At 66.7% G+C, this 23,017-nt stretch carries 24 protein-coding genes; 10 read left to right on the top strand and 14 right to left on the bottom strand.

From position 1 onward, the window contains the following. A partial coding sequence (locus A5659_RS11535) for a hypothetical protein (RefSeq protein ID WP_067181134.1) occupies window positions 1-795 on the top strand: 795 nt, incomplete at its 5' end. A gap of 30 nt (window positions 796-825) precedes the next feature. Here the strand turns inward: A5659_RS11535 and A5659_RS28135 are convergent. Beyond that, complete coding sequence (locus A5659_RS28135) at window positions 826-1,008, bottom strand: hypothetical protein (protein ID WP_197497982.1); 183 nt, start codon at window positions 1,006-1,008, stop codon at window positions 826-828. 137 nt (window positions 1,009-1,145) lie between these two features. On the opposite strand from A5659_RS28135, the gene zwf reads away from it, so the two are divergent. Next, window positions 1,146-2,645 (top strand): glucose-6-phosphate dehydrogenase, encoded by a 1,500-nt coding sequence (gene zwf / locus A5659_RS11530; protein ID WP_067025481.1) that lies wholly within the window; start codon window positions 1,146-1,148, stop codon window positions 2,643-2,645. A 32-nt stretch (window positions 2,646-2,677) separates the two neighbouring features. Here zwf and A5659_RS11525 read toward each other — a convergent pair whose 3' ends face one another. Next, entirely contained in the window at window positions 2,678-3,601 is a 924-nt protein-coding gene (locus A5659_RS11525; RefSeq protein ID WP_066863067.1) for a class I SAM-dependent methyltransferase, read from the bottom strand. Window positions 3,602-3,785: 184 nt separating this feature from the next. Between A5659_RS11525 and A5659_RS11520 the strand changes: the two genes are divergently transcribed. Continuing rightward, a complete protein-coding gene (locus A5659_RS11520; RefSeq protein WP_066876778.1) occupies window positions 3,786-4,667 on the top strand; it encodes a CoA ester lyase in 882 nt (293 codons plus the stop codon). 116 nt (window positions 4,668-4,783) lie between these two features. Then, on the top strand, window positions 4,784-6,016 hold the full coding sequence (locus A5659_RS11515; RefSeq protein WP_067181131.1) for an osmoprotectant NAGGN system M42 family peptidase: 1,233 nt from the start codon (window positions 4,784-4,786) through the stop codon (window positions 6,014-6,016). 5 nt (window positions 6,017-6,021) lie between these two features. Here the strand turns inward: A5659_RS11515 and A5659_RS11510 are convergent, their stop codons facing one another. From A5659_RS11510 to A5659_RS11500, 3 genes are all read right to left on the bottom strand, one after another. Next, window positions 6,022-7,479, bottom strand: coding sequence for an aldehyde dehydrogenase (locus A5659_RS11510; RefSeq protein WP_067181128.1), 1,458 nt, complete (start codon window positions 7,477-7,479; stop codon window positions 6,022-6,024). A gap of 86 nt (window positions 7,480-7,565) precedes the next feature. Continuing rightward, window positions 7,566-8,333: a class I SAM-dependent methyltransferase gene (locus tag A5659_RS11505; protein ID WP_067181125.1), complete on the bottom strand. Its 768-nt coding sequence runs from the start codon at window positions 8,331-8,333 to the stop codon at window positions 7,566-7,568. 52 nt (window positions 8,334-8,385) lie between these two features. After that, on the bottom strand, window positions 8,386-9,069 hold the full coding sequence (locus tag A5659_RS11500; RefSeq protein WP_066863051.1) for a GAP family protein: 684 nt from the start codon (window positions 9,067-9,069) through the stop codon (window positions 8,386-8,388). 294 nt (window positions 9,070-9,363) lie between these two features. Here A5659_RS11500 and A5659_RS11495 point away from each other — a divergent pair, with 294 nt between their 5' ends. Then, entirely contained in the window at window positions 9,364-10,125 is a 762-nt protein-coding gene (locus A5659_RS11495) for an SDR family NAD(P)-dependent oxidoreductase (RefSeq protein ID WP_067025492.1), read from the top strand. A gap of 30 nt (window positions 10,126-10,155) precedes the next feature. Continuing rightward, window positions 10,156-10,836 (top strand): class I SAM-dependent methyltransferase, encoded by a 681-nt coding sequence (locus tag A5659_RS11490; protein WP_156748860.1) that lies wholly within the window; start codon window positions 10,156-10,158, stop codon window positions 10,834-10,836. 1 nt (window position 10,837) lies between these two features. Here the strand turns inward: A5659_RS11490 and A5659_RS11485 are convergent, their stop codons facing one another. Then, entirely contained in the window at window positions 10,838-11,491 is a 654-nt protein-coding gene (locus tag A5659_RS11485) for a heme oxygenase (biliverdin-producing) (RefSeq protein ID WP_067181122.1), read from the bottom strand. Window positions 11,492-11,732: 241 nt separating this feature from the next. Between A5659_RS11485 and A5659_RS11480 the strand changes: the two genes are divergently transcribed. Continuing rightward, a complete protein-coding gene (locus A5659_RS11480) occupies window positions 11,733-14,030 on the top strand; it encodes a SpoIIE family protein phosphatase (protein WP_082976026.1) in 2,298 nt (765 codons plus the stop codon). A gap of 97 nt (window positions 14,031-14,127) precedes the next feature. After that, entirely contained in the window at window positions 14,128-14,571 is a 444-nt protein-coding gene (locus tag A5659_RS11475; protein WP_066863039.1) for a nuclear transport factor 2 family protein, read from the top strand. A 30-nt stretch (window positions 14,572-14,601) separates the two neighbouring features. Here A5659_RS11475 and A5659_RS11470 read toward each other — a convergent pair whose 3' ends face one another. From A5659_RS11470 to A5659_RS11445, 6 genes are all read right to left on the bottom strand, one after another. After that, window positions 14,602-15,144, bottom strand: coding sequence for an FKBP-type peptidyl-prolyl cis-trans isomerase (locus A5659_RS11470; RefSeq protein ID WP_369829373.1), 543 nt, complete (start codon window positions 15,142-15,144; stop codon window positions 14,602-14,604). A gap of 60 nt (window positions 15,145-15,204) precedes the next feature. Next, window positions 15,205-15,558: a DUF732 domain-containing protein gene (locus tag A5659_RS11465; protein ID WP_067181115.1), complete on the bottom strand. Its 354-nt coding sequence runs from the start codon at window positions 15,556-15,558 to the stop codon at window positions 15,205-15,207. A gap of 130 nt (window positions 15,559-15,688) precedes the next feature. After that, complete coding sequence (locus tag A5659_RS11460) at window positions 15,689-16,864, bottom strand: serine hydrolase domain-containing protein (protein WP_067181112.1); 1,176 nt, start codon at window positions 16,862-16,864, stop codon at window positions 15,689-15,691. Next, window positions 16,861-18,417: a biotin carboxylase gene (locus tag A5659_RS11455; RefSeq protein WP_231997807.1), complete on the bottom strand. Its 1,557-nt coding sequence runs from the start codon at window positions 18,415-18,417 to the stop codon at window positions 16,861-16,863. Before A5659_RS11455 ends, A5659_RS11460 begins: the two co-directional genes overlap by 4 nt. Window positions 18,418-18,584: 167 nt before the next feature. Beyond that, window positions 18,585-19,889, bottom strand: a complete 1,305-nt coding sequence (locus A5659_RS11450) for a cytochrome P450 (RefSeq protein ID WP_067181109.1) — start codon at window positions 19,887-19,889, stop codon at window positions 18,585-18,587. A 61-nt stretch (window positions 19,890-19,950) separates the two neighbouring features. After that, entirely contained in the window at window positions 19,951-20,391 is a 441-nt protein-coding gene (locus A5659_RS11445; RefSeq protein ID WP_067181137.1) for a nuclear transport factor 2 family protein, read from the bottom strand. Window positions 20,392-20,455: 64 nt separating this feature from the next. Between A5659_RS11445 and A5659_RS11440 the strand changes: the two genes are divergently transcribed. Further along, the gene (locus tag A5659_RS11440; protein ID WP_066873247.1) at window positions 20,456-21,241 is read left to right on the top strand and encodes a helix-turn-helix transcriptional regulator; all 786 of its coding nucleotides are present in this window, start codon (window positions 20,456-20,458) and stop codon (window positions 21,239-21,241) included. A 12-nt stretch (window positions 21,242-21,253) separates the two neighbouring features. Here the strand turns inward: A5659_RS11440 and A5659_RS11435 are convergent, their stop codons facing one another. Further along, window positions 21,254-21,727 (bottom strand): SRPBCC family protein, encoded by a 474-nt coding sequence (locus tag A5659_RS11435; protein WP_066876794.1) that lies wholly within the window; start codon window positions 21,725-21,727, stop codon window positions 21,254-21,256. Further along, window positions 21,724-22,431 (bottom strand): DUF899 family protein, encoded by a 708-nt coding sequence (locus A5659_RS11430; protein WP_066873235.1) that lies wholly within the window; start codon window positions 22,429-22,431, stop codon window positions 21,724-21,726. The genes A5659_RS11435 and A5659_RS11430 overlap by 4 nt, the downstream gene beginning before the upstream one ends. A gap of 249 nt (window positions 22,432-22,680) precedes the next feature. Between A5659_RS11430 and A5659_RS11425 the strand changes: the two genes are divergently transcribed. Beyond that, entirely contained in the window at window positions 22,681-22,989 is a 309-nt protein-coding gene (locus tag A5659_RS11425; protein ID WP_066873232.1) for a hypothetical protein, read from the top strand. Window positions 22,990-23,017: the final 28 nt, after the last annotated feature.

Genomic DNA, 23,017 nt, shown 5'->3' with positions numbered 1-23,017 from the left:
GTGCGGGCCATGGTGACACCGGCGGAAACGGGTGCCTGGGGCATCACCGGCGATCAGGCCTTCGCGGTCGCCCGGGAGAACCTGTCGGCGCAGCAGCAGACCTTCGCGCCGGGTGAGAAGTTCCTGTTGAAGGACGCCGATGGCGGCACCTATATCGATTCGATGATCCTGGCCACCGGGTGGCTGGGTTCGCTGGCGGTGGCCGGCGGCCCCCGTCCGCTGGTGTTTTTCCCGGGCGACGGTGTTTTGCTGCTGGGCACCGACGCGCCCGACGACGCCGGCGACCTCTTCGAGGTCGCCGAGCAGATGTACCTCGATGCCGAGCAGCCGATCTCGCCGCAGGGCTACACCATCGAGGGCACCATCATCGCGCCGTTTGATCAGGCCGGCCCGCACCCGCTGCGCGAGCTGGCGCTGCGGGCCCGAACACTTTTGGCCACAAAGGAATACCGCCATCAGACCGAATTCTTGCGGGAGCACTATGAGCGCGAATTGTTCCCGCAATACGTCGGCGACGCACAGATGATCGAAACGGCCTGGGGCCGGCGCAGCACCGCGGCGTGGGGTCAGGGCATCCCGTGGGAGCTGCCGCAGACCGATTACGTGACTTTTCTGGTCGGCGATCCGTCGAACGTGTCCGACAAGTTCACCGTGCCATTCGCGACGGTCGTCGACGTGGTGGGCATCCTGCCCGTTGCCGGAATCAGTCCGGTCCGCTACCGGGCCAACGAATGGCCCGCGCCCGAGCTGCTGACGACGCTGAAGGCGCACGCCATCGACCTCCCGAGTGAATGAGCGTGCTCGGCGAGCCGGGCCGGCGGCCGATCAGTCCGGCGGCTCGTTGGTGGCACCTCGGACGGCCGCTTGCTCCCGGTCGCTGCGGTTGCCGGGAACGCCTTCGGCTTCGCTTTCCTCGGTAACCTTCTCCTCGAGCTGGTCGACGATGTTTTCCAGCTCCTGCGCGCGGCTCAGCGGGTCTTTGTCGGGTTTGGTCATATCGCTTTCCAACTGGCGTGGGTGGGGAGACGGGCCCCGGCGCCGGGAACCCGCCGCTATTCCATACCCGATCGGGCGATTGCTAACCAGAATCGGGCGGCCGTGAGACGGACGAGACACAGCGCCGCGACGGTGGAAGTATCGCAAGAGTGGCTACCGAGAAACCTCAGACCATCGCTTACCCAGCTGCCGACGCCCGCCCGCGTCGCCACCACGCCGATGCGCTCGACCCGCATGTCATCGTTCTTTTCGGTGCGACGGGCGATCTGGCGAAACGAAAGCTGATCCCCGGCCTGGCCTACCTGGACCAGTCGGAATTAGCGCCCAATATTCAAATCGTCGCCACGTCGTTGGAGGACCTGAGTCAGGAGGAATTCCGCGAGATCGCCAAGGAGGCGATCGATTCCTTCGGCTCGCACAAGCTGACGGACGAGCAGTGGGCCAATTTCGCCGGCATCATCAGCTACGTCTCGCAGGGCGCCGGACCCGAGGCACTGGCCGAGGCGGTGGCCCAGGCCGAGGAGAATCTGGGGGCTAACGTTCGGCGCCTGCATTATCTGTCGGTTCCACCCAAGGCGGCGCGCGCCGTGATCACCATGCTGCGCGACGCCAAGCTGGTCGAACGGTCGCGGGTGGTGATGGAAAAACCGTTCGGCACCGATCTGGCCAGCGCCGTGGCGCTGAACGACTTCGTGCACGAAACCTTCGAGGAATCACAGATTTTCCGCATCGACCACTTCTTGGGCAAGGAAGCCGCGCAGAACATCTTGGCGTTTCGGTTCGCCAACGGCCTCTTCGAGCCGATCTGGAACCGCAACTTCATCGATCACATTCAAATCGACATCCCCGAGGACAAGGGCTTGGAGCAGCGGGCGAACTTCTACGAAGAGACCGGGGCCTACAAGGACATGGTGGTGACCCACCTGTTCCAGGTGATGGCGTTCGTGGTGATGGAGCCGCCGACGGCGCTCGAGCCGTTTGCCATCAGCGAGGAAAAGAACAAGGTGTTCCGGTCGATGCTGCCGGTCAAGCCGGCCAACGTGGTTCGGGGTCAGTACAACGGATATCGCGACGAGGACGGCGTGGCGAAGGATTCCGACACAGAAACCTTCATCGCCCTCAAGGTCGGCATCGACAATTGGCGGTGGGCGGGGGTGCCCATCTACCTGCGCACCGGCAAGAAGATGGCCGAGGGCATCCGCATCATCTCGATCGCGTTCAAAGAGGCGCCGCGGACCATGTTTCCGCCCGGATCAGGTGTGGGCACGCAGGGCCCCGATCACCTCACGTTCGACCTTGCCGACAACTCGAAGGTTTCGTTGTCGTTCTATGGCAAGCGGCCCGGCCCGGGCATGAAGCTGGACAAGCTGTCCATGCAGTTTTCCTCCCAGGAGATCGACACCGTCGTGGACGTGCTCGAGGCCTACGAACGGCTGATCCTCGATGCGATGCGGGGCGACCACACGCTGTTCAATACCGCGGAGGGCATCGAATCATTATGGGAGCGTTCCGAAGATCTGCTCAGCGACCCGCCGCCCGCCAAGCTGTATCAGCCAGGCACATGGGGGCCCAACGCGATTCACCAACTCATCGCGCCCAACGCATGGCGGCTGCCGTTCGAGCGGGGGTGGCGCGAAGCCAAGTCCTAGCGGAGGTGGATTACCACCCAAACCGCTGGGACTCAGCCCAATTCGGCACTGAGGTAACTGATCGAGTGACGGAACTCCTTGAGGATTTCGTTGTCCGGCAGCACGAATCCGTACTCGGCATAGACCTGTTCGGTCGGGTGGCGGGTGACGTTCCAACCGGTATCGGCCAGGTGCTCGCCGGCCGGGCGGCGCTCGCCAAGCCAGACGAGCTCGGCGACGTCGATGTCGAGCCCGTGCTGACGCCAGGTGTTGCGCATCGCCCGAGCGCGTTCGTCGGTGAACACGCTCATGTCGGTGATGTTCTCGGTGGCCAGCCGGCTGCCCGGCGCGCTGAGCGCGGTGATGTTGTCCAGCAGCCGGTCCTGGGCGTCGGGCGGTAGGTAGGGCAGTAGACCCTCGGCGATCCAGGCGGTGGGCGAGTCGGCGTCAAAGCCGCTGTCCCGCAGCGCCGTTGGCCAGTCGTCGCGCAGGTCGATTGCGACGGTGCGGCGCTCGGCGGTCGGTTCGGCACCGATCCGGGCGAGCGTGTTCGTCTTGAAGGCGATCACCTCGGGCTGGTCGACCTCGAAAACCACGGTGCCCGAGGGCCACGCCAACCGATAGGCCCGCGCGTCGAGCCCGGCGGCCAAGATGACGGCCTGCCGTATGCCCGCCGCGGTGGCGGCGCCGAAGAAGTCGTCGAAATACCGGGTCCGCACGGTCATCTGCTCGCGCCGCTGCTGCAGGGTCATCGGCATGTCGTCGGTCTCGAGCGGGATTTCGTTGTCCAGCATGCGGGTGAAGAAGGGGTGCCCGACCGCCCGCACCAACGGCTCGGCGAATCGGTCGTCCAGCAACGGGTCCGGCTCACGGGACGCCAGCGCTCGGGAGGCCGCCACCATCGTGGCGGTCGCCCCCACGCTGGACGCCAGGTCCCAGCTGTCGCCCTCGCTCCGCGCCGAGCCTAATGATGACATTCGTTTTCCCCTTCCGCCGATCCACTCGCGGCGTCGGCCATTTCGCCTGCCGGAACGCTGACCACCGGCGCACGGCTCCACCGGTACCGAAGGGTACTTTCTGCCTAGGCCGCGCGCACCCCACACCCGTCGCGCACGCTCGTGACTCTCCCGCTCCAACGACGACAGGAAGTGAATCGCTTTCATGGCACCGACCCTGCGCCCGCGCCGATCCGCCCTGTACCTCCCCGGCAACAAGCCGCGCGCGCTGGAGAAGGGTAAGACGCTGCCGGCGGACGTGCTGATCTTCGACCTCGAGGATGCCGTGGGTCCCAACGCGAAAGCCGATTCGAGGATGACGGTGTGTGACGCGATCTCGTCAGAGAGCTACCGGCCCCGCGAGGTCGTGGTGCGCATCAACGGCTTGGACACCGACTGGCACGACGACGACCTGGCGGCGGTGGCCGGTTCCGCCGCCGACGGCGTGCTGGTGCCGAAAGTCGAGACGGGTCAACAGGTTCGAGCGCTGGCCGACGCGCTGGACGCATTGGGAGCGCCGAAGTCGTTGCAGCTGTGGGTGATGATCGAAACACCCCGGGCCTTTCTGCGGGCCGAGGAGGTCGCGTCGGCCAGCGATCGCCTGGCCGGTTTGGTGGTGGGTACCAACGACCTGGTCAACGAGCTGCACGGCCTGCACGTGCCCGGGCGCGCACCCGCGGTGCCCGCCCTCGGCTTGGCCTTGCTGGGAGCCCGGGCGGCCGGAAAGGTCATCTTGGACGGCGTGTTCAACGACGTCACCGACGACGGCGCATTCCGGGCCGAGGCTCGGCAAGGCCGCGAGATGGGCTTCGACGGCAAGACCCTGATCCACCCGTCGCAGATCGCCCCCGCCAACGAGCTGTTCGGTCCCTCACACAAGGAAGTGGAGGACGCCCGCAAGATCGTCTCGGCCTACGAGCAGGCGCAGGCGTCCGGCACCAGCGTCATCACCGTCGACGGCCGCATGATCGAGAGCCTGCATGTGCGCGACGCCCAGCGCATCCTCACCCTCGCAGATCTGATCGCCCAGATGGAATCCGCTTCTTAGGGGCAGCGGACATATCGAACGCCCGCAGCCGTGGTGCGGCGCCCGCCGCGACGGGCGTTCGGTGCCGCTCACACGGTAGGTTGAACGCGTTCGGAGGCGACTCGAGAGGAGATAACGTGGGCCAGATCGCGGCCATGGCCGAGGCCGACCGCACCTGGATGATCGACACCCTGCTGGCGCTGCTGCAGACCCCGAGCCCGTCGGGACGCACGGATGCGGTGATGCAGGTGATCGGCGACATCTTCGACCACTTCGGGGTGCCGTTCACGCTGACCCGGCGCGGCGCGCTGACCGCCGAACTGCCGGGTGAGTCCGCGACCATCGACCGCGCCATAGTGGTTCACTCCGACACCATCGGCTGCATGGTCAGCGACCTGAAGGACAACGGCCGCCTTCAACTGGTCCCGGTCGGCACCTTTTCGGCGCGGTTCGCCGCGGGCGCCCGGGTGCGCATTTTTATCGACGACCCCGATGAGTTCATCACCGGCACGGTCATGCCGCTCAAGGCCAGCGGGCACGCGTTCGGCGATGAGATCGACACACAACCCACCAACTGGGAGCACGTCGAGGTCCGCATCGACCGGAAAGTGTCCTCGCGCGAGGACCTGATTCGGCTCGGCCTGCAGGTCGGTGACTTCGTGGCGTTGATCACCAGCCCCGAGCTCACCGCCGACGGCTTCATCGTCTCACGCCATCTGGACGGCAAGGCGGGCGTCGCGATAGCGCTCGCGCTGGCCAAGAACTTCTCCGAGAACAAGGTGGTGCTGCCGCACCGCACCACGATCATGGTCACCATCACCGAGGAGGTCGGCCACGGGGCCAGTCACGGCCTGCCCGCCGACGTCGCCGAGCTGGTCTCGGTGGACAACGCGGTGTGCGCGCCCGGCCAGCATTCCCTCGAGGACGGCGTGACGATCCCGATGGCCGACATGCATGGCCCGTTCGACTACCACCTCACCCGCAAACTCTGCCGGCTGGCCCGCGAGCAGGGAATCCCGTTCGCCCGCGACGTTTTTCGCTACTACCGGTCCGATGCCGCGGCGGCGATCGAGGCGGGTGCCAACACCCGCGCCGCGCTGGTCGGCTTCGGCCTCGACGGCAGCCATGGCTGGGAGCGCACTCACATCGATTCGCTCGAGTCGGCCTACAACCTGCTGCACGCCTGGCTGCAGACGCCGCTGACGTTCGCCAAGTGGGACGCCAAGCCGACCGGCAGTCTGCGCGACTTCCCGTCGTCGGAGCAGCCCGCACCGAGCGAGCGGTGGGTGCCGCTGTCTCGCGGCGATTTCGAGAGCCCCGGCGAGGCGTCGCCCGGGACGGTCTGGCCGCCGGAGGGGCCGCAGGCGTGAGGCCGCTACATCTGTGCCCAGACGATCTTGGTCTGTAGGTAGGTCTCGATGCCGGCCTTGCCTGACTCGTGGCCCCAGCCGGACTGCTTGTAGCCGCCGAAGGGCATCGAGTGGTCGTAGGGAAAAGCGCAGTTAAGCCCGACGGTTCCGGCCGCCAGCCGCTTGGCCAGTCGATGGGAGCGGGCGAGGTCCTTGGTCCACACCGTGGCGGCCAGCCCGTAGGTGCTGTTGTTGGCCAACGCGACGGCCTCGTCCTCGTCGTCGAAGGGCAGGACCGTGACGACGGGCCCGAAGATCTCTTCCTGGAACAGCCGGCTGGTGTCGGGATCGACGTTGGTGACGACCGTCGGGTGCACGAAGTAGCCCTTGCGATCGAGGCGGTGGCCGCCGGTGACGATTTCCGCGCCGTCGGACCTGCCCTGCTCCAGGTAGCCCAGCACCCGGTCGAGCTGCTTCTGGCTGATCAGCGGTCCACTCATGGTGCCCTCGTCCTTGGGGCCGCCCATCTTCATCGCATTCGCCACCATCGCCATGCCCTCGACGACCTGGTCGTACACGCCACGCTGCACCAGAATGCGGGAGCCGCACACGCAGGCCTGCCCCGAGTGGACGAACGTGCCGAACGCCGACATCGGGACGGCCTTCTTCAGTTTCGCGTCGTCGAAAATCAGCACCGGTGACTTGCCGCCGAGCTCGAGGGTGACCTTGTTGAGGTTGCTGTCGGCCGCGGCGTGCACGATCGCGCGGCCCACCTCTGTCGAGCCGGTGAAGGCGACCTTCTCCACGTCGGGGTGCGCGGTGATCGCCGCGCCGACGGTGTGTCCGTATCCGTTGACCAGGTTGGCCACCCCGTCCGGGATTCCGGCCTCGGCCAGCAGGCGCATCAGCACGTGCGCCGAAAGTGGCGTCTCCTCAGCGGGTTTCACCACACTGTTGCACCCGGCCGCCAGCGACGGCGCAAGCTTGGCGCAGAAATTGAACACGGGGCCGTTCCACGGGAAAATCAGCCCGACCACGCCGTAGGGCTCGCGCACCGTATAGGTGTGCATGTGCGAATCGACGCCGGTCAGGCCGCCGGTGTTCACATCGCGCGCAATGCCGTCGATCTTGGTACACCAGCCGGCGTAATAGCGGAACCACTCGGCGCCGATTTTCACCTGCATCTGCGCTTGAGCGGGATACATCCCGGCGTTCAGCATTTCGAGCTCGGCGAGCAGCTTGGCGTTCTCGTCGATCAGGTCGGCGACCCGCCACAGGACCTTGGCTCGCTCGTAATCGGGCTTCCCGGACCATATTTCGGACTCGGCGCTCGCTTTCGCGCGCGCGACCGCCTCGTTGACGGCTTCGGTACCGCCGTCGGTGAACTGGCTGATCTGTTCCTCGGTGGAGGGATCGAAGATCGGGATCACGTCACCGGTACCGGGGATTTCTCGGACCTCGGCCAATACGGATTGCACCGTCATTGCGTCTCCTAAGTGAATGCGGCAGAAGTTACGCGCTTAACCCCCCGCTGTCTACGACATCGGCAAAAGGAACGTCCAAGCGGCGCTTAGCGGCCGCGGGCGATCCGATCGGCGCGCCAGCACCGGGACTGCATGGGGACGTCGATCACGTCGGCGCCGGGGAAACGCTCGGTCAAGATGGCTCGGGCGTTGTCGAGCCGCTGCGCGCGGTCGTCGGGGGAGGCGATGATCACCCGGCTGTAGGTCGCGAGCATCGCGACGATGTCGTCGACCGTCATCGTGCGCACGAAATCGAACGTCTCGCGCGCGACGTTGTGGAATATCTGCGGATCCGGCAGTACGACGTTCTCGTGGCGCCGGCGGAAGCGGTCGGGCGCATCCAGTTCGGACGTGTCGTCCTTGGGCAGCACCTCGAGGTCGCGGACCCAGTCCACGTCGCGATCGCGACTGGTCCAGATCAGCCCGAACCGACCGCGGTCGCGCAGCACGCGGCCGATCTCCGGGACGGCCCGGTCGGGATCCATCCAGTGCCACGCCGAGGAGACGAAGACCGCGTCGGCGGAGTTGTCCGGGAGGGGAATCGACTCACCGGTGCCCACCACGGCGCGAACTCCGGGGGACCGCTCGGCCAGCACCGCTCGCATCCGCGCATCGGGCTCGACGGCGACGACTTGCGCTGCCCGGCCGACGAGCGTGCGGGTGAACAGGCCGGTGCCCGCACCGACGTCGACGGCCAGCTCGCAGTCCGACGGCAGCAGCCAGTCCACCGCCTGCTGCGGAGGCTGCGGCCGCAGCCCGTCGTAGTCCTCGGCGATCGAGCCGAAGGACATTGCGCGTTCGTGGCGATCGGTCACACGCGACAAGGTAATCCAGCTCGCTGTGCATCAGATGAGAAGTCGTACCACCTCACCACAGCGCGCTGTGGTTGACGATTGCGTCGGCGATGAGCCCGGTTCCGAAAACCAGGAACAACAGCCGCACCGACATCGGCCCGTAGCGAGTGAGGGCGCGCACGATCGCGCGCTGAATGCGCTTGGCCCGCATGGTTTTTCTCATCGAGAGGGCAAGGATCAGCAGCGGCGGCGACAGGGCGATGGCCCAGTAGACGAGGATGACCAACGGCCAGAGCGGCGGCCGCGGGTGCACCGCGGCGAGCATCGCCAAGCCGGTGAGATAGGGCACGGCGGTAGGGGCCTGGCCACTGCCCACCGCCAGCCCCAGAAATCCGAGCAGCCAGGGCCGTTGCCGCATCGCCGCCAGCGCCCAGCCGGGTGCCGACGACTGTGCGGTCAACGGAAAGAAGGCCAAGCAGATCAACGCGATGCCCAGCAGCAGTTCGCCCCGGAAACGAATGGCCGGTGTCAGGTGAAAGTCGAGGACCTCGGTGATGAAGCCGATGCCCAGTACGGTGCACACGCCGAATGTGGTCGTCACCGCGAACACGCCCGCGACGTAACTCAAGGCGCCGGGAAGCGGAGACCGGCGCCCCAGCCGGCTGTCGAAGATGACGGCCGAAACCACTCCCACGTTGAGCACGTTGAGCGAGTCGAGAAACGCCAGACCGGCAAGCGCCAGTGCCAGAGCCGCCACGCGTCCGCACCGGGCCTAGCGCGCGGATTTGCCGGCCGCCCGCAGCGGGCTGCGCGCTGACCTCGGCGTCAGGATCAAGGCGGCGATCATGCTGCAGAGAATACGAGTTCGGATGAGAACGTGTCGGGTGAGGTTTCGGGGTTCACGATCGGTGATCCCGTGCTCGACGGGCAGGACGCACGGGGGCGATGGTGTCGGCGCAGGTCATCCACGGCATCATCGAGGCGGCGGCGCGCGCGAGTTCGCGGCCGCGGTTTCAACGGTGACGGCACGCCGACTCGAGGAGAGAACCGAATGGGATTGCTCGACCACAAGACCGCTGTCATCACGGGCGCCAACTCCGGGATCGGGTTGGCCACCGCCGAACGGTTTCTTGCCGAGGGTGCCGCCCGGGTGTTCATCACGGGTCGGCGCCAGCCTGAACTCGACGCTGCGGCAAGCACATTGGGCCCTCGCGTGACTGCCGTGCGCGGAGATGTCGGAACGCCGGAGGATCTGGACCGGCTCTACGCCGAGGTCGCGGCAGCGGGTACCGGCCTCGACATCGTGATGGCCAACGCCGGATCGACGAGGGTGGCGCGGCTGGGGGAAATCACCGATGACGACCTCGACGCGCTGCTGACCACCAACGTCAAGGGCGTCGTCTACACCGTGCAAAAGGCGCTGCCGCTGCTCAACGACGGCGCCTCCGTCATTCTGACGGGCTCCACCACCGCCGACCGCGGCCGCCCCGGGCTGAGCATCTACGCCGCCACCAAGGCCGCCGTCCGATCCCTGGCCCGCGCCTGGGCCAACGAACTCGCCGGCCGCAACATCCGGGTCAACGTCATCGTGGCCGGGTCCACGGCAACCCCCGGCAGCGACGCGCTGGCCGCGCAGACCGATCCCGACGCTTCGATCGAGGAGTTCCGCGCCGGCCGCATCGGCACCATCCCGCTGGGCCGCTTCGCCGAGCCCACCGAGATCGCCAATGCCGCAGTGTTTTTGGCCAGCGATCTGTCCAGCTTCACCACCGGATCCACCGTCACCGCCGATGGCGGATTCAACCAGGTCTGACCCATTAGAAGAGTCAGCGCGCGTAAATGGGTGGCCAGCGGTGGTGGCGTCGATAAGACTGACGATATGTCGCGAACATCCCCGGCCTTTGCCCGAGACCCTGATACCGCAGCCTATTACGATCGGCGCGCCGCCGAATACGACGAATGGTATTTAGGACAAGGGCATTTCGCCCAGCGTGACCGGCCAGGGTGGAGCGCCGAGGTCGATCGGGTGGTCAGCTTGGTTGCCGACCTGCCGGCCGCGCGCACGCTGGACGTGGCTTGCGGTAGCGGTTTTTTGACCCGCCATCTGCGTGGCCTCGTGGTGGGAGCGGACCAAAGCCCTGCGATGGTCGAGTTGACCCAATCGCGGTTGCCGCACGGCGTGGCGATCGTCGCTGACGCGTTGTCGTTGCCGTTCGCGGGCAATGCCTTCGACCGCGTTTTGACCGGCCACTTCTACGGGCACCTGCCGGCCGACGAACGCCAAGCCTTTCTGACTGAGGTACGCCGGGTGGCCGGGGAGCTGATCGTCATCGACTCAGCGCTTCGCGCCGGCGTGGAACCCGAGCAATGGCAAGAGCGGACCTTGAATGACGGATCGCGTCACCGCGTCTACAAGCGCTACCTCGGCGGCCGGCAACTGGCCGACGAACTCGGGGGAGAGGCGCTCTTCGACGGCACCTGGTTCGTTGCCGCACGGGTTCGCTGGGGTTCCGCCCAAGTGTGATTCAGCGCCGACGGTCCGGCGCGCTGTCGGACAGTTCATCGAAGAGGGCCTGGTTCAGGCCGAAGGCGTATTTCACCTCGCCGACTATGCGATCGATTTCGTCGGCGTCGGGACAAAGCGCGTCGAGGCGGGCACGGTAAGCGTCTTTATACGGTTTGGGCCGCACCGGGAATTCATAGAATGCAAGCCCGGCGCCCCGAAGATCGAAGGTGCGATCGAGGATTTTGCCGATGCCCCGGCCTCCGGAGAGGTCCCCGAGATAGCGCGTGTAGTGGTGGGCCACCAGGGCGCCACCCCACGTGAGGGCGCCGAGCCGCTCGGCGTAGGCCGCCGCCGCGGGGGAGTCGACCTCGTGTGCGGCACCCGGGGTCAGCCAGTGATCGAGGTCGGCGTCGATAGCAGTCAGGCGCTCCAGCGCGGGGTCGTACACCGCGGCAACCATGGAATCGTCACGGCGGGCCCGCACGGCGTCCTCCAGGGCTGCGTACACCACACGCAACCGAAGCAAGTACTCGCAGTAGCCCGGTGCGCCGATCCGGCCGGCGAGCAGTTCGGACATGAATGGGCTCTGCTCGGCGGCCTCGTGCTCGGTCGCCGAGCCCTGCTTCATCGCGACCGATAGACGGCGGGTTGTTGGGACGGCGACCGAGCACATGACCTGCTCAGATTACCTTGGTGAGCGCGGCGGGAGCGGGTTACCGCGGCGAGGCCGACCGGGGTCGACGGCGCGTACCGCCGTCGAAGGGGGAAAATTTCTTGGGCGCGTGGGGAAGTCACTGCCGGGCGAATCTGCCAGGCCGCGCGTATCGCGGCTTACCTAGTCGGCGAACGGCGACGCACATTGATAGCTTGGAGGTCTGGCTGCTACCCCTCACCACTCCAATGAAGCGGCTCGCGTGACCGGCGACGAGCGGCACGTCCCGCCGTCGGCGTCCGCGGATCAGCCGATCGACGATCTCGTACCGGTCGGCACTCCCATCGACCTGGACAACTGTGCGCGCGAGCCGATCCACATCCCCGGCAGCATTCAGCCGCGCGGGGTGCTCGCGGTGGTACACGAACCCGCGTTCGAAGTGCGTCAGGTCAGCGCCAACGTCGCCGATCTGCTCGACCGTCCCGTCGAAGCCGTGCTCGGCCGGCACCTGTCCGTGCTGCTCGGTTCCGAACAAGCCGCCCGCATCGAGCGCGCGGCGGAGACTTTCGGCAGTCTGCGCCAGAACAACCCGCTCGAGCTCACCATCGAGGTCGGCGGCGAGTCGCGGGCCTTCGACGCGATCCTGCACCGCGAGCCGGGCGGCGTGTTGTTGGTTGAGCTCGAAATCGCTTACGGCGAGCGGCCGTTCTCCTTCCCGAACACCTACCAGGCGGTCCGCGGCGCGGTCGAGGAATTGAACCGGGCCGCCACGCTGACCGAGCTGTACGCCATCGCGGCGCGCGCCGTCCGAGACCTGACCGGCTTCGACCGGGTCATGGTGTATCGCTACGACGAGGAGTACAACGGCGAAGTCGTGGCCGAGTCCAAGCGCGACGACCTCAACTCCTTCCTGGGCCTGCACTACCCCTCGACCGATATCCCGGCGCAGGCGCGCGCACTGTACGAGAAGAACTGGATCCGACTGATTTCCGACGTCGACTACGCGCCGGCGCCGCTGGTGCCGAGCATCGACCCGGTGAGCAGTACGCCGCTGGACCTCACGTATGCCACCCTGCGCAGCGTTTCGCCCATCCATATCGAGTATCTGCAGAACATGGGTGTGCACGCATCGATGTCGATCTCGCTGCTGCGGCAGGGCCGGCTGTGGGGGCTGATCGCCTGCCACCACTACACCGGACCGCACCTGCCACCGTTCGGCACCCGGGCGGCGGCCGAGTTCCTCGGCTCGACTCTGTCGCTGCGACTCGTCGACCGGTTCGAGGATGAACAACTGCACAAGCGCCTGGCCGCGCAGGCCATCTTGGCCAAGCTCACCGCCGCCACGCTGGACGACGGCGAGCCGCTATCGGCGGCGTTGCTCGGGGCGCCGGACCTGCTCGATTTGGTGCCCGCCGACGGCGTGGTCATTCACATCGGGGGTGACTTCCGCATGCGCGGCTCGGTTCCGCCGCCCGAAGTCGTGTCCGCCGTCGCCGCCTGGGCGCGCGAGGTGGACGACGAGATCGCGAGCAGCGAGTGCCTGTCCCGGGCGTTGCCGGAGCTCGAGCTGGATCCGCAGGTGGCCGCCGGGGCGCTGGCGCTCAATCTGCCCGACGGGCAATACGCGATCTGGTTCCGCCGAGAGGTGCTGCGCTCGGTGGACTGGGGCGGCGACCCCTACAACAAGTCGATCGCGATCAGCGAGGGCGACCAGTATCGGCTCAGCCCGCGCAAATCGTTCGACCGATGGCGCGAGATCGTGCATGGGCGCAGCGAACCCTGGTCGCTGAGCGAGACCGACTCCGCCGGATCCCTGCGACTCCAGCTGGTCGAGTCGCTGTATCGCCGCACGCGCGGAGCGCTGCGCCTGGCGGAGACGCTGCAGCGCAGCCTGCTACCCGAATCCATCCCCGCCCTCGACAACTGGCGCCTGTCCGCGCATTACGAACCGGCGGCGGGGGACAACGTCGGCGGCGATTGGTACGACGCGTTCGAGCTTCGCGACGGCCGGCTGATCGCGCTGATCGGCGACGTGGCCGGGCACGGCATCGCCGCGGCCGGCACCATGGCCGCGCTGCGCAACGCGCTGCGCGCCCAGCTGTTCACCGGCGCCACACCGGCCGAGGCGCTCGAACAGCTCAACGAGTTCTGCCTGCACATGCTGCCCGGCGCATTCGCCACGGTCATCGCCGCGCGGGTCGATCTCGATTCGGGCCGGGTGGAGGCCGCTTCGGCCGGCCACTTGCTGCCGTATGTGACGGACCTGACCGGCAACGTTGTCGGCGAGGCGGTCTCGGCGCCCATCAAGCTCTCCCCACCGATCGGCGTCAAGGGTGTCAGCTATGCCCCCAGCACGTTCAGCGTTGAACCCGGACACGGCTTGGTCCTGTTCTCCGACGGCCTCGTGGAGCGTCGCGGCGAGTCGATCGACGACGGGCTCGATCTCTTGGCGGCGACCCTCGGCCGGGCGGGCGATGCGACGGCGTCCCGGATCTGGACCGCGATGGCGTCGAGGCATACCGACGACGACGTCACCATCATCACGCTGCTTCGGCCCTGAGGCCGCGTTAAGCGATTCGTATATCACCGCTTTTCGAGCGACTGCCATCTACAGTTCGACGAATAGCGAACAGTAACCGCCCCTGAAGGACAATGAGATGGCGAAAAGCGTTGCGACCAAAAACGACAACGAAAGAATCGTGGTCGATTTCATACACGCCGCTTACGGCAAGAGCATGGACGTCGACGCGATGACCGCACTCATGGCCGACGACTTCGTGTGGCAGCTGCACGTGCCGCTGTCACCGGTGGTGCGGGGACGTGACGCGGCGCGCGCGGAACTCGAGAAGCACAACACCCTGGCGACGGGCATGATCGAGGGGAGCGAGATCCGCACGATCGTGTCCGACGACGACACCGTCGTCGTCGAGCGGGTCGACGTGAACGCCATGAACGGCGTGGCCGTCACCTTCCACGTCACCGCGCTTTTCGAGGTTCGCGACGGCGCGATCACGCACTGGCGTGAGTACTGGGACACCACTCACGTCGCTGGACAACTCGGCATCGATCCCGCGCTCATGTTCGCGCCGCTAGGTGATTAACCTGCCGCACAGGGGATTTGGCGGCCCGAGCTAGCCGGTGGCGCTGAGGATCTTGATCGCGAAGACAAGCGAGTCGCCGGGCTGGATGCCGGCGCTGGGCTGACCCTCGGGGTAGCCATCGGCGGGGACCATCGCGACGGCGACCGTCGACCCGACCTTCTGTCCCGCGATGGCCTTCTGAAAGCCCGGCACGACGCCGGTAAGCGGGAAGTCGACCGGGGCGCCGCGCTGGTAGCTGCTGTCGAAGACCGACCCGTCACGCCCGTTGACGCCCATGTAACAGACGGAGACGCGGGCGGTGTTGGAGACGACCGGTCCGTCTCCGGCGTGCAGCGTGTGCACCTGGGTCTGGCCCACGCTGAACGGTGTGGTGACCTTCACCAGCGGAGCGGTGGTGTCCGTGGATCCGGTGACCGCGACGCTGCCCGTGGTACCGCTCAACGTCCAGTCGGGCGTTGCACCGTTTTGCGGTGCCGCGGTCGGACATGAGCCGGCCGCGGTGGCCGTGCCCGCTCCGGCGAGCGTCAGAACGGTTGCTGCGACCGAAGCCGCGAGCGCGACGGAGGAGTACATCCGGGAGGACTTCACGGCCGTCACGCTACAGCCAGTTACTGCGTAGCTCGGCGGGGGTCCTCAGGTGCAAAGGCTGGGGGCATCGCACACATTGCCGGGGCAATAGATCGAGTGGGCGGCGTTGACCAGGCTCCCGACGTCCAGCAGCGTCACGCCCTTGGTGTCCAACCGGGCGTGCAGATCGTCGGCGATCTGTTGCGGCGTCCAACCCCAGGTCAGGTCGTAACACACGTCGTGCGCCTCGGCGATCAGGGCCTCGTCCGTTCTCGGCGGCCAAGTCAGGCCGACGGCACGCAGTTGCGCGAGGTACGCGTCATCTTGGGGGGTCGCGGCCGCGACGCCGGCGGTGCTGAGCAGTGCCGCGGCGGCCAGTAGGGAAACGGCGAGTGCGGCCGGCCAACGGGGTGAGGGCATTCGATTCCCTTCCGATCTGGTGGCGCGATCGAGGCCGCCAAAAGTGTGCTGCTCCAAAGCAAGCCAGACATGCAGAATATCCGGAGTTCGGCCAAACGGCTCGACGAGATATCCGACTGACTGCGGTCGACTAGCCGGGGAGTCCAGCCAATTCGCGTGCCGCCGCATCGAAGGCGCGCAGGGTGTCGGACATGTGCGGCTCATGAGTCTTTAGTTGCGTGGACAACTTGGCGGCGACCACCTCCGCGGCGCGGTTGACATAGATCATCTGACCGCACATGCCTTGGCACAACACGACATTGCTGCCCGGGTAGGGGAACCACATCTGGTTGCGGTACATGCCGCCGGGCATCTCGCTGTCGTCGGGGCTGGCGGCGAACGCCTGACGCGAGTCGGGTCCGCCGTCGAGGGTGTCGGCGATCCACGCCGACGGCACCACTTGCCGGCCGGTCAGCGAGACGCCGTCGCGCAAGAACAGCGACCCGAACCGGATCATGTCGGTGAGGCAGGCGCTGATGCCACCGTCGAAAAACCCGGTGCCGTCGGCGTCGACGCCGATGGTGGCGTCGCATTGTGCGCCGATGCGGCTCCACAGCAACTCCGACATCAGCTCCGGCATCCGTTGAGCGCCGGCGACCTCGCAGATCCAGCCCAGCACATCGGTTTCACAGGAACGGTATTCGAACGGGCCGCCGTGAGCGCGCTGCCGGCGCAAGCTCAGCAAGAACTCCTGCAACGTGGCAGGAGCGTCCGGAGTCCCCCTGGGTGCCCACCCCATTGCCTGGTCGAGAAGGTGTATCTGCGCGGCCGGGTCGTCGTAGTTCTCCGAGAACGCGATACCCGACCTCATGTCCAGCAAGTGACGCACCGTCGCACCGGCATAGCCGCAATTATGAAGGGCGGGAACGTATTTCGTCACCAGCACGTCGAGGTCGATTACACCGGCCCCATGCAACACACCCACCACCGCGCCCACCAGCGACTTGCTCACCGAGAACAACAGGTGTGGCGTCCGAGCGCCCAGGCCGTCGAGATATTCCTCGGCCACGATCGCACCGCGGCGGGCGACGGCCCACCCGTCGGTGCCCGGACCGGCCAATACCGCGCCGACGGTGGTGTCCGTGCCGTCCGTGCCCGTCACCGGAATCGCCGACAGATCGGCAGTAGCCGCGGGCAACGCCGCGACCGGCCCGGTGCCGCGCGAGATGACCGCGGTCGGCACGAAGTCTTCGACGTGCTGGAACGACCACCGCGCGTACGGCGCCGACAGCCAGTTGTCCAGTGCGATGCCGGCCGGGGCGCTCACGCGCGCGCGACGAGCCGAGAAACGATCGGCGCGGCCGGCGTCAAGGGTGTCGAGACGAACTTCGCCTTCATCCCCTTGACCCAGCGCTGGCAGCGCTCGCTGAGCCGATAGTCGTCCGTCTGCAGGTGTGAGCGAGTGACGAGCACGCCGAGTTGGGCGCCCTGCGAACGTAAGTCGCCGGGTGCGGCGACCCGCATGTAGAAGGCCTCGGAACCGTCGAGCAGCGTGGCCCAGTCGTTGGCGGTTCGCGAAAAGGAGACCCGGCCGTCGTCGTCGATCCGCCACACCCCGGTGCGTGGCGTCGCGGTGAAGAGCTCGATGTCCGGCGACGTCTCGGTGATGATCACCTGGCCCCAGACCTCGTCTTCACCATAGCCCCGCTCCCAGCGCGAATTGATCTCCTCGATGTCGAGCTCGTACTCCACGTCCATGTACTCGAGCAGGTGAAAAAGGAACAGCGGCATGTCGGCATAGGCCTCGGTGGTGAGGTTGGTCATCGGGCTGGCACCGCTCAGCCGCGGATTCACCTCGCCGAGGTAGAGTTCGTCGGCGTCCAGATCGTGCAACAGGTCCACCTCGAAGTAGCCGCGGTAGCCCTCGCGCCGCATGACATCGCCCAGCTTTGCCACCATTTCTCGCGCCGCATGCGTCTGAGCGGGCGGCAACACCTCGCGCCAGATGTCGTTGCCACACCAGCTGCCCCGGCTCGGTGTCAGTTCCGAATAACCGACGAGACTCGTCATCGCGGGGCCGACCACCGTGCCGTGCCGGGTCACGGCGCCCTCGAGGCACACCTCGACATTGCGGATCCGCTTCATCACCTTGAGGTCTTGCCCCACCAGATCACCGGCGTGCTGGTCCCAGTCGCGCTGACCGTGCACGAAGAACGTCCCGCTGCCGGCGTTGCCGTAAGCGATCGAGATGACGAGGTCGTCTCCCAATCCGGCGTTTTGCGCGAGCGCCAGCAGGTCGTCGTAGGAGTGGGCCCGCCCGATCGTGTTGGGCACGCTGGGTATCCCCGCCTCGTCGGCCAGCCGCGTCATGACGATCTTGGACCCCAGGCGCTGGCGCAACTCGATCGGCGGATGCATGACATCGAGGCCCGCCGACCGCGCGAGTGCCTGAATTTCCTCGTTCAGCATGACAAAGCAGCACTTGCCGCCGGGACCTTTACCGGCGATGAACTCGACCGTCTCGGGATCGGACAGCAGATGGCTGCACACCTCGTCCATGGAGTCGAAATCGCGGCGGTCGCGCCGCCGGGGCACGAATACGCGCGAGTGTGTGCCCTCGAACGAGTCGAAGTAGGTGAGGTAGAAGAAGTTTCGTATCCACCGGTCAACGCCGAGCAGGTTGAACGGCGTGGGCGAGATGAAGAAGAGCGGCACCTTGTTCGTGTGGAAGAACGCGCGTATGTCCGACAGGCCGTTCAGCGTCCGGCGCTGCTGGGGCCCCGTCACGTCGGTCGCGGTGACATCGAGGACCGAACCCGGGGCCAGGGTGGTGGCGCGGCCAGACGCGGTGCGCTCGGCGTAACGCCGATGAAATGACATACCTGCATTCGACAAGTGTGCGCCCTATCGGCGCCCGTGTCGAAGGGGGAACGGCGCCGAACGCCGATAGCCGGCCGGATGACACGCCTGGCCCCAAGGCCCGCGATTGGCGTTTATACCGTTGTCCCGCAACCGGTTTCGGCCGATGTGGTTAGTCGTTAGTGCAGTCAGCCGGCGTTGACCCTGGCGGGCCCGAGATGGACCGGGAGGTGCTTGACTCCGTGCAGCAGGGTGCTGTCGTTGAGGGTCGGTTCGCCGGCGAGGGCGAGTTGGGGGAATCGTTCGAAGAGGGCGCGCAAGCCGATGTTCAATTCCATCCGGGCTAGCGGCGCACCGAGGCAGGCGTGCACACCGGTACCAAAGCCGATGTGGTCGCGGGCGTTGACCCTGGTGGTGTCGAATTCGTCGGGACGTTCGAAGATGGCTGGATCGCGGTTGGCACCGGCGATGCTGAGGAAGACGGTCGATCCCGCCCGGACGGTGTGGCCGTCGATCTGCAGCGTTTGGGTGGCCACCCGGGCGCCGAATTGCGCGACGGAGTGGTAGCGCAGCGTTTCTTCGACCGCGGTGGGCCAGCCCTCGGGGTGCGCTTGGAGGCCGGCCAGCTGGTCGGGGTGATCGACGAGCGCCGTGATGGCGTTACCGAAGGCGTGGGTCGTGGTGATGAAGCCGGCGCCGAGCAGGAGCCCCGCGAACATCTTGACTTCCAGCGCGGTGAGCTCGCTGTCCTGCAGCACCGCCGACAGGACGCTGTTATCGCCGCCGCTGCGGCGCAGCCGCTCGATGTGCGCGTCGAGGTAACCTTCGAACCCGCGCAGGGCCGCGAGGGCGGTCTCGAAGTCGCGCCACGAGGGCACCGTGGTGGTGAGCAGCTTGGCGCCAGGATCGGCCATCGCGTAGAGATAAGGAATTTCATCGCGCGGAATTCCCAGCAACTCGGCGATGACCTCGATGGGAATTTGAGAGGCGTAGTTGGCGATCAGGTCGCAGCGAGCGTTGTCGTCGAGATCGGCGACCAAGGCGTCGACGATCTCTTGGATGCGATGACGCAGTCGATCGGTCGCCCGCGGGGTGAACGCCCGCGACACCAGGCGTCGGAGGCGCTCATGTTCGGGCGGATCAATGACCAGTAGAGACGGCGGTTCGAGGCCGTTCAGTACGCCCGGATTCGTTTTCGCAAACGCCCATTGGACGATACGAAACGGCGACCGATCGTGGGGTTTGGAGGTCCGAAACCTGTCATCCCGCAAGATCTCTCGGACAATCTGAGCATCGGCGGTGACCCAGCCGCCGATCACCTCCGACAGGCGCCCCCGTTGACGAATCTGCTCAATGAGCCGGTGCGCGTTGTTGGGCTGGTGGTTGTCGATCACCAGCCGGGCGAACGGGTCGCCTCGGCGAGCCAACAGCTTCAGCGTCGCGCGAGCCAGTCCGTACCCGAGCACCCAGTGCGACCGGGTTTTCAGAGCCATTTCCGTATTGTTCGCCCCTACCTTGCCGAATGGATAGAGGCGCGCGTCAAAGTCGCCGACGCTAGGAATCCCGGTGGTATTCGTCGTTCAGCAGGACTTCGACGCCGCGCCAGCCCCAATACACGCGGTGGGCCTGAATCAAGCCGCTCTCGATCTCCATCACCTCGACGAAGTCCATTTGCTCACCGTCAGGCGTCGCGCGGGGATACTCCCAGGTCACCCGCCGACCGTCGGTGAAAAAGCCGGCCCGGTGATAGGCGCGCAGCTTCGGTGTGCGAGCTACCACCTCGGCGAGAAACGGCCGTAGCTGCGCGTGCCCCCGGCGGATTCCGTCCGTGCCGGTGATGTGGGCGACCAGCGGGCTTTCCAAGGTCGCATCGGTGGCATAACAGGCCAGCAGGGCGTCCAGGTCGTGAGCGGCCAGGGCGCTTTCCCAAGCCTGAACCACTGCCTCGATCGCGCCAGGCGGGGCTGTCGTGTTCGCGGTGTCGTCGGTGTCCATCGGCCCATCGTGATGCCGATTTGCTTCGGTGCCGCCCGAAATGTCCTCCACCTATCGTGGTGGCATGCCCAGCGATCCCGCACTCGAGGTCGCCGTCCGGGATGGCGGTGACGCCGATATCGGCAGTGTTGCCGCACTGATCGGCGAGCGTGCTCGGGCACGGGTATTGATGGCGTTGCTCGACGGGCGTGCGCTGCCCGCGAGCGTGCTGGCCACCGAAGCCGGGGTGGCCGCTTCGACGGCCAGCGAACACCTTGCCCAGCTGGTCCATGCCGGCCTGCTGACCGTGCATCGTCAAGGCCGCGCCCGCTACTTCCGTCTGGCCGGTCCACCGGTCGCCGAAGCCTTGGAGGCCCTCGCCCGAATCGCTGCGCCCGAGCCGATCCGCTCCCTGCGCCAAGGGACACGTGCGCACGCCCTGCGGCGCGCCCGCACCTGTTACAACCACCTCGCCGGGCGGTTGGGCGTTGCGATCATGAGCGCGATGCTCGACCGGGAGCTGATCGCCGGCGGCGACGGACGCCACCGTCCGGATGCCGCCGCAGCCGACCGGCTGTCGGCTCCGGGCGCAGACCTGACCTACCAGCTCACCGCCAGGGGACGAGAAACCCTCAGCGCCTTGGGAATAGACCTGGCCCCTCTCGATCGCAGCAAGCCCATGATCCGCTACTGCGTGGACTGGTCCGAACAACGCCATCACCTCGCCGGCGCGCTCGGGTCCGCGCTTGCCCGACGCCTGTTCGATCTGGACTGGATCCGTCACATCAATCAACGCCGCGCGGTGATGCTCACCGACGCCGGGCGGCAAGGACTCAGCGACACCTTTGGCCTACCCGCGAACTGGGATTGACCGTTTAGCTGGTCAACCAGCGACCGAGCGCTCGAGAGCGACCAGGGAGGTAGCGAGGTAATCCTCGCCGAAGATGGGCATCTCGCCAACCCGGTCCCGGAAGGCCTGCGGCGTACCGCTCCAGTCGTACGTGAGGGTGACGTCGGTGCGATCACCGTTCGGCACAAGGTCATAACGCCAGAACCAGCCGCCCGGCGTGTGGTTGCCCGCGTCGTCGAGCACCCCAGGCATCCAGGCAATGGTGCGGTCCCGCTCGAACACATGCACCAGGTTGTGCGTGACGTAGTCGCCGCCCGCGGCGGTGAGGTACATGTTCATCGAGAACATCTGTCCCGCGCCGGTGATCGGCGCGGTGTCCACGGCGTCGCGGACCCAATCCGTGGGCTCGATGTTCTGGTGGCGGGACGGGTCGGCGAGGACTGCGAAGATCGCCGCCGGGGTGGCAGCGATGGTGCGGGTGACGACGAAACGTTCGGCGGCGCTCACGGTTTGGCCTCAGTCGTCGTGCATCCATACGCGGCCGCGATGGCGGGGGAGTCGAGCCACCCCGAGTAGGTGGGCCGCGACGGCCAACCTGGCGGCGAATCGAGCCATTCCTCTTGCCGGCCCCACGGCAGAATGTCGATCAGCCCGAACGAGTGACTGAGTTGCTCGGTGCCTCGCCCGTTCGTATGCCAGGTGCGATACACCGTGTCGGCGTCGCGCAGGAACACGTTCACGCCGAACCCGCCGCCGGGCGGCGCGTCCATGTCGGCGGCGAACGGGCTCTGCGATGACGAGTACCACTGCATCCGGTTGCCGACTCTCCGCTTGTAGGCCAGCGCTTCCTCGATCGGTCCATTGGTGACGATGACGAACCGGGCGTCGTAGTTCTCGAGGAATTCCAGTCGGGTGAATTGCGACGTGAAGCCGGTGCACCCGCTGCACTGCCATTCCGCGCCGTCGGCCCACATGTGGTGATAGACGATCAGCTGCGAGCGGCCGTCGAACACGTCGACCAGGCGGATGGGCCCGTCGGCACCCACCAGGGTGTAGTCGGGCAACTCGACCATGGGCAGCCGTCGCCGCTGGGCGGCGATCGCGTCCAGTTCGCGGGTGGCGGCCTTCTCGCGGTTGCGCAGTTCCTCCAGCGCGGCACGCCAGGTTTGGTGATCGACGACCGGCGGCAAGGCCGTGTGTTCGGGGGACATGGCTCCACCTTTGCTCTCGATTTGTCCGTCCGAAAGGTCTGACCGGTCCTGTGTCCGGAATTCATCGGCACGCCTCCGACGCCGCTGTCCTTGACCCAATCGGTGCATCGCATGTCCGCTAGCGCCGGCGCTAGCGGACATGACACCCGCCAATGGGGGCGCCCGGCCGTTGCCGTAGCGCAGAAGACGCTATTGACCTGCATGCCTGGGCTGGGTTCGATTAGTGAATAGTCACGAGGGGAGGTCCCCATGAGGACATTCATTCGCCAAGCTGTCGTCATCGTCATGCTGGCGTTCGCGTCGATGGCAGCCGTGACGGTGTTGACGCCGGCGGTGAGCAAGGCCGACTGCGCCGACGGCGAGTGGTGGGACCCGACCGGCAAGGTCTGCCGACCGCTCGGGGTCGGGCCGCAACCCTTGGCGTGCGACCCGGGCCAGTGGTGGGACCCGACGGCCAACGTGTGCCGCCCCTTGGGTGTCGGGCCGCAACCGCTCGCATGCGACAACGGCTGGTGGTGGGATCCGGGCGCCAACGAATGCCGTCCGCCGGCCGGCTAGTACCCAGGCGTGGATTCTGAGACACCCA

The organism is Mycobacterium sp. 1165196.3 (assembly GCF_001673415.1).
GTDB lineage: Bacteria > Actinomycetota > Actinomycetes > Mycobacteriales > Mycobacteriaceae > Mycobacterium > Mycobacterium europaeum_A.
The sequence above is the reverse complement of the archived record's forward strand: the minus strand, read 5'-3'. Positions and strand labels throughout refer to the sequence as shown.

What these genes read in the sequence shown, in the direction of transcription:
- A5659_RS11475 (WP_066863039.1), top strand. Translation starts at nt 14,128, where the DNA reads ATGGCGAAAAGCGTTGCGACCAAAAACGACAACGAAAGAATCGTGGTC.
- A5659_RS11425 (WP_066873232.1), top strand. Translation starts at nt 22,681, where the DNA reads ATGAGGACATTCATTCGCCAAGCTGTCGTCATCGTCATGCTGGCGTTC.
- A5659_RS11450 (WP_067181109.1), bottom strand. Translation starts at nt 19,889, where the DNA reads ATGGCTCTGAAAACCCGGTCGCACTGGGTGCTCGGGTACGGACTGGCT.
- A5659_RS11455 (WP_231997807.1), bottom strand. Translation starts at nt 18,417, where the DNA reads ATGTCATTTCATCGGCGTTACGCCGAGCGCACCGCGTCTGGCCGCGCC.
- A5659_RS11440 (WP_066873247.1), top strand. Translation starts at nt 20,456, where the DNA reads ATGCCCAGCGATCCCGCACTCGAGGTCGCCGTCCGGGATGGCGGTGAC.
- A5659_RS11485 (WP_067181122.1), bottom strand. Translation starts at nt 11,491, where the DNA reads ATGTGCTCGGTCGCCGTCCCAACAACCCGCCGTCTATCGGTCGCGATG.
- A5659_RS11445 (WP_067181137.1), bottom strand. Translation starts at nt 20,391, where the DNA reads ATGGACACCGACGACACCGCGAACACGACAGCCCCGCCTGGCGCGATC.
- A5659_RS11510 (WP_067181128.1), bottom strand. Translation starts at nt 7,479, where the DNA reads ATGACGGTGCAATCCGTATTGGCCGAGGTCCGAGAAATCCCCGGTACC.
- A5659_RS11520 (WP_066876778.1), top strand. Translation starts at nt 3,786, where the DNA reads ATGGCACCGACCCTGCGCCCGCGCCGATCCGCCCTGTACCTCCCCGGC.
- A5659_RS11430 (WP_066873235.1), bottom strand. Translation starts at nt 22,431, where the DNA reads ATGTCCCCCGAACACACGGCCTTGCCGCCGGTCGTCGATCACCAAACC.
- A5659_RS11465 (WP_067181115.1), bottom strand. Translation starts at nt 15,558, where the DNA reads ATGCCCTCACCCCGTTGGCCGGCCGCACTCGCCGTTTCCCTACTGGCC.
- A5659_RS11470 (WP_369829373.1), bottom strand. Translation starts at nt 15,144, where the DNA reads ATGTACTCCTCCGTCGCGCTCGCGGCTTCGGTCGCAGCAACCGTTCTG.
- A5659_RS11525 (WP_066863067.1), bottom strand. Translation starts at nt 3,601, where the DNA reads ATGTCATCATTAGGCTCGGCGCGGAGCGAGGGCGACAGCTGGGACCTG.
- A5659_RS11495 (WP_067025492.1), top strand. Translation starts at nt 9,364, where the DNA reads ATGGGATTGCTCGACCACAAGACCGCTGTCATCACGGGCGCCAACTCC.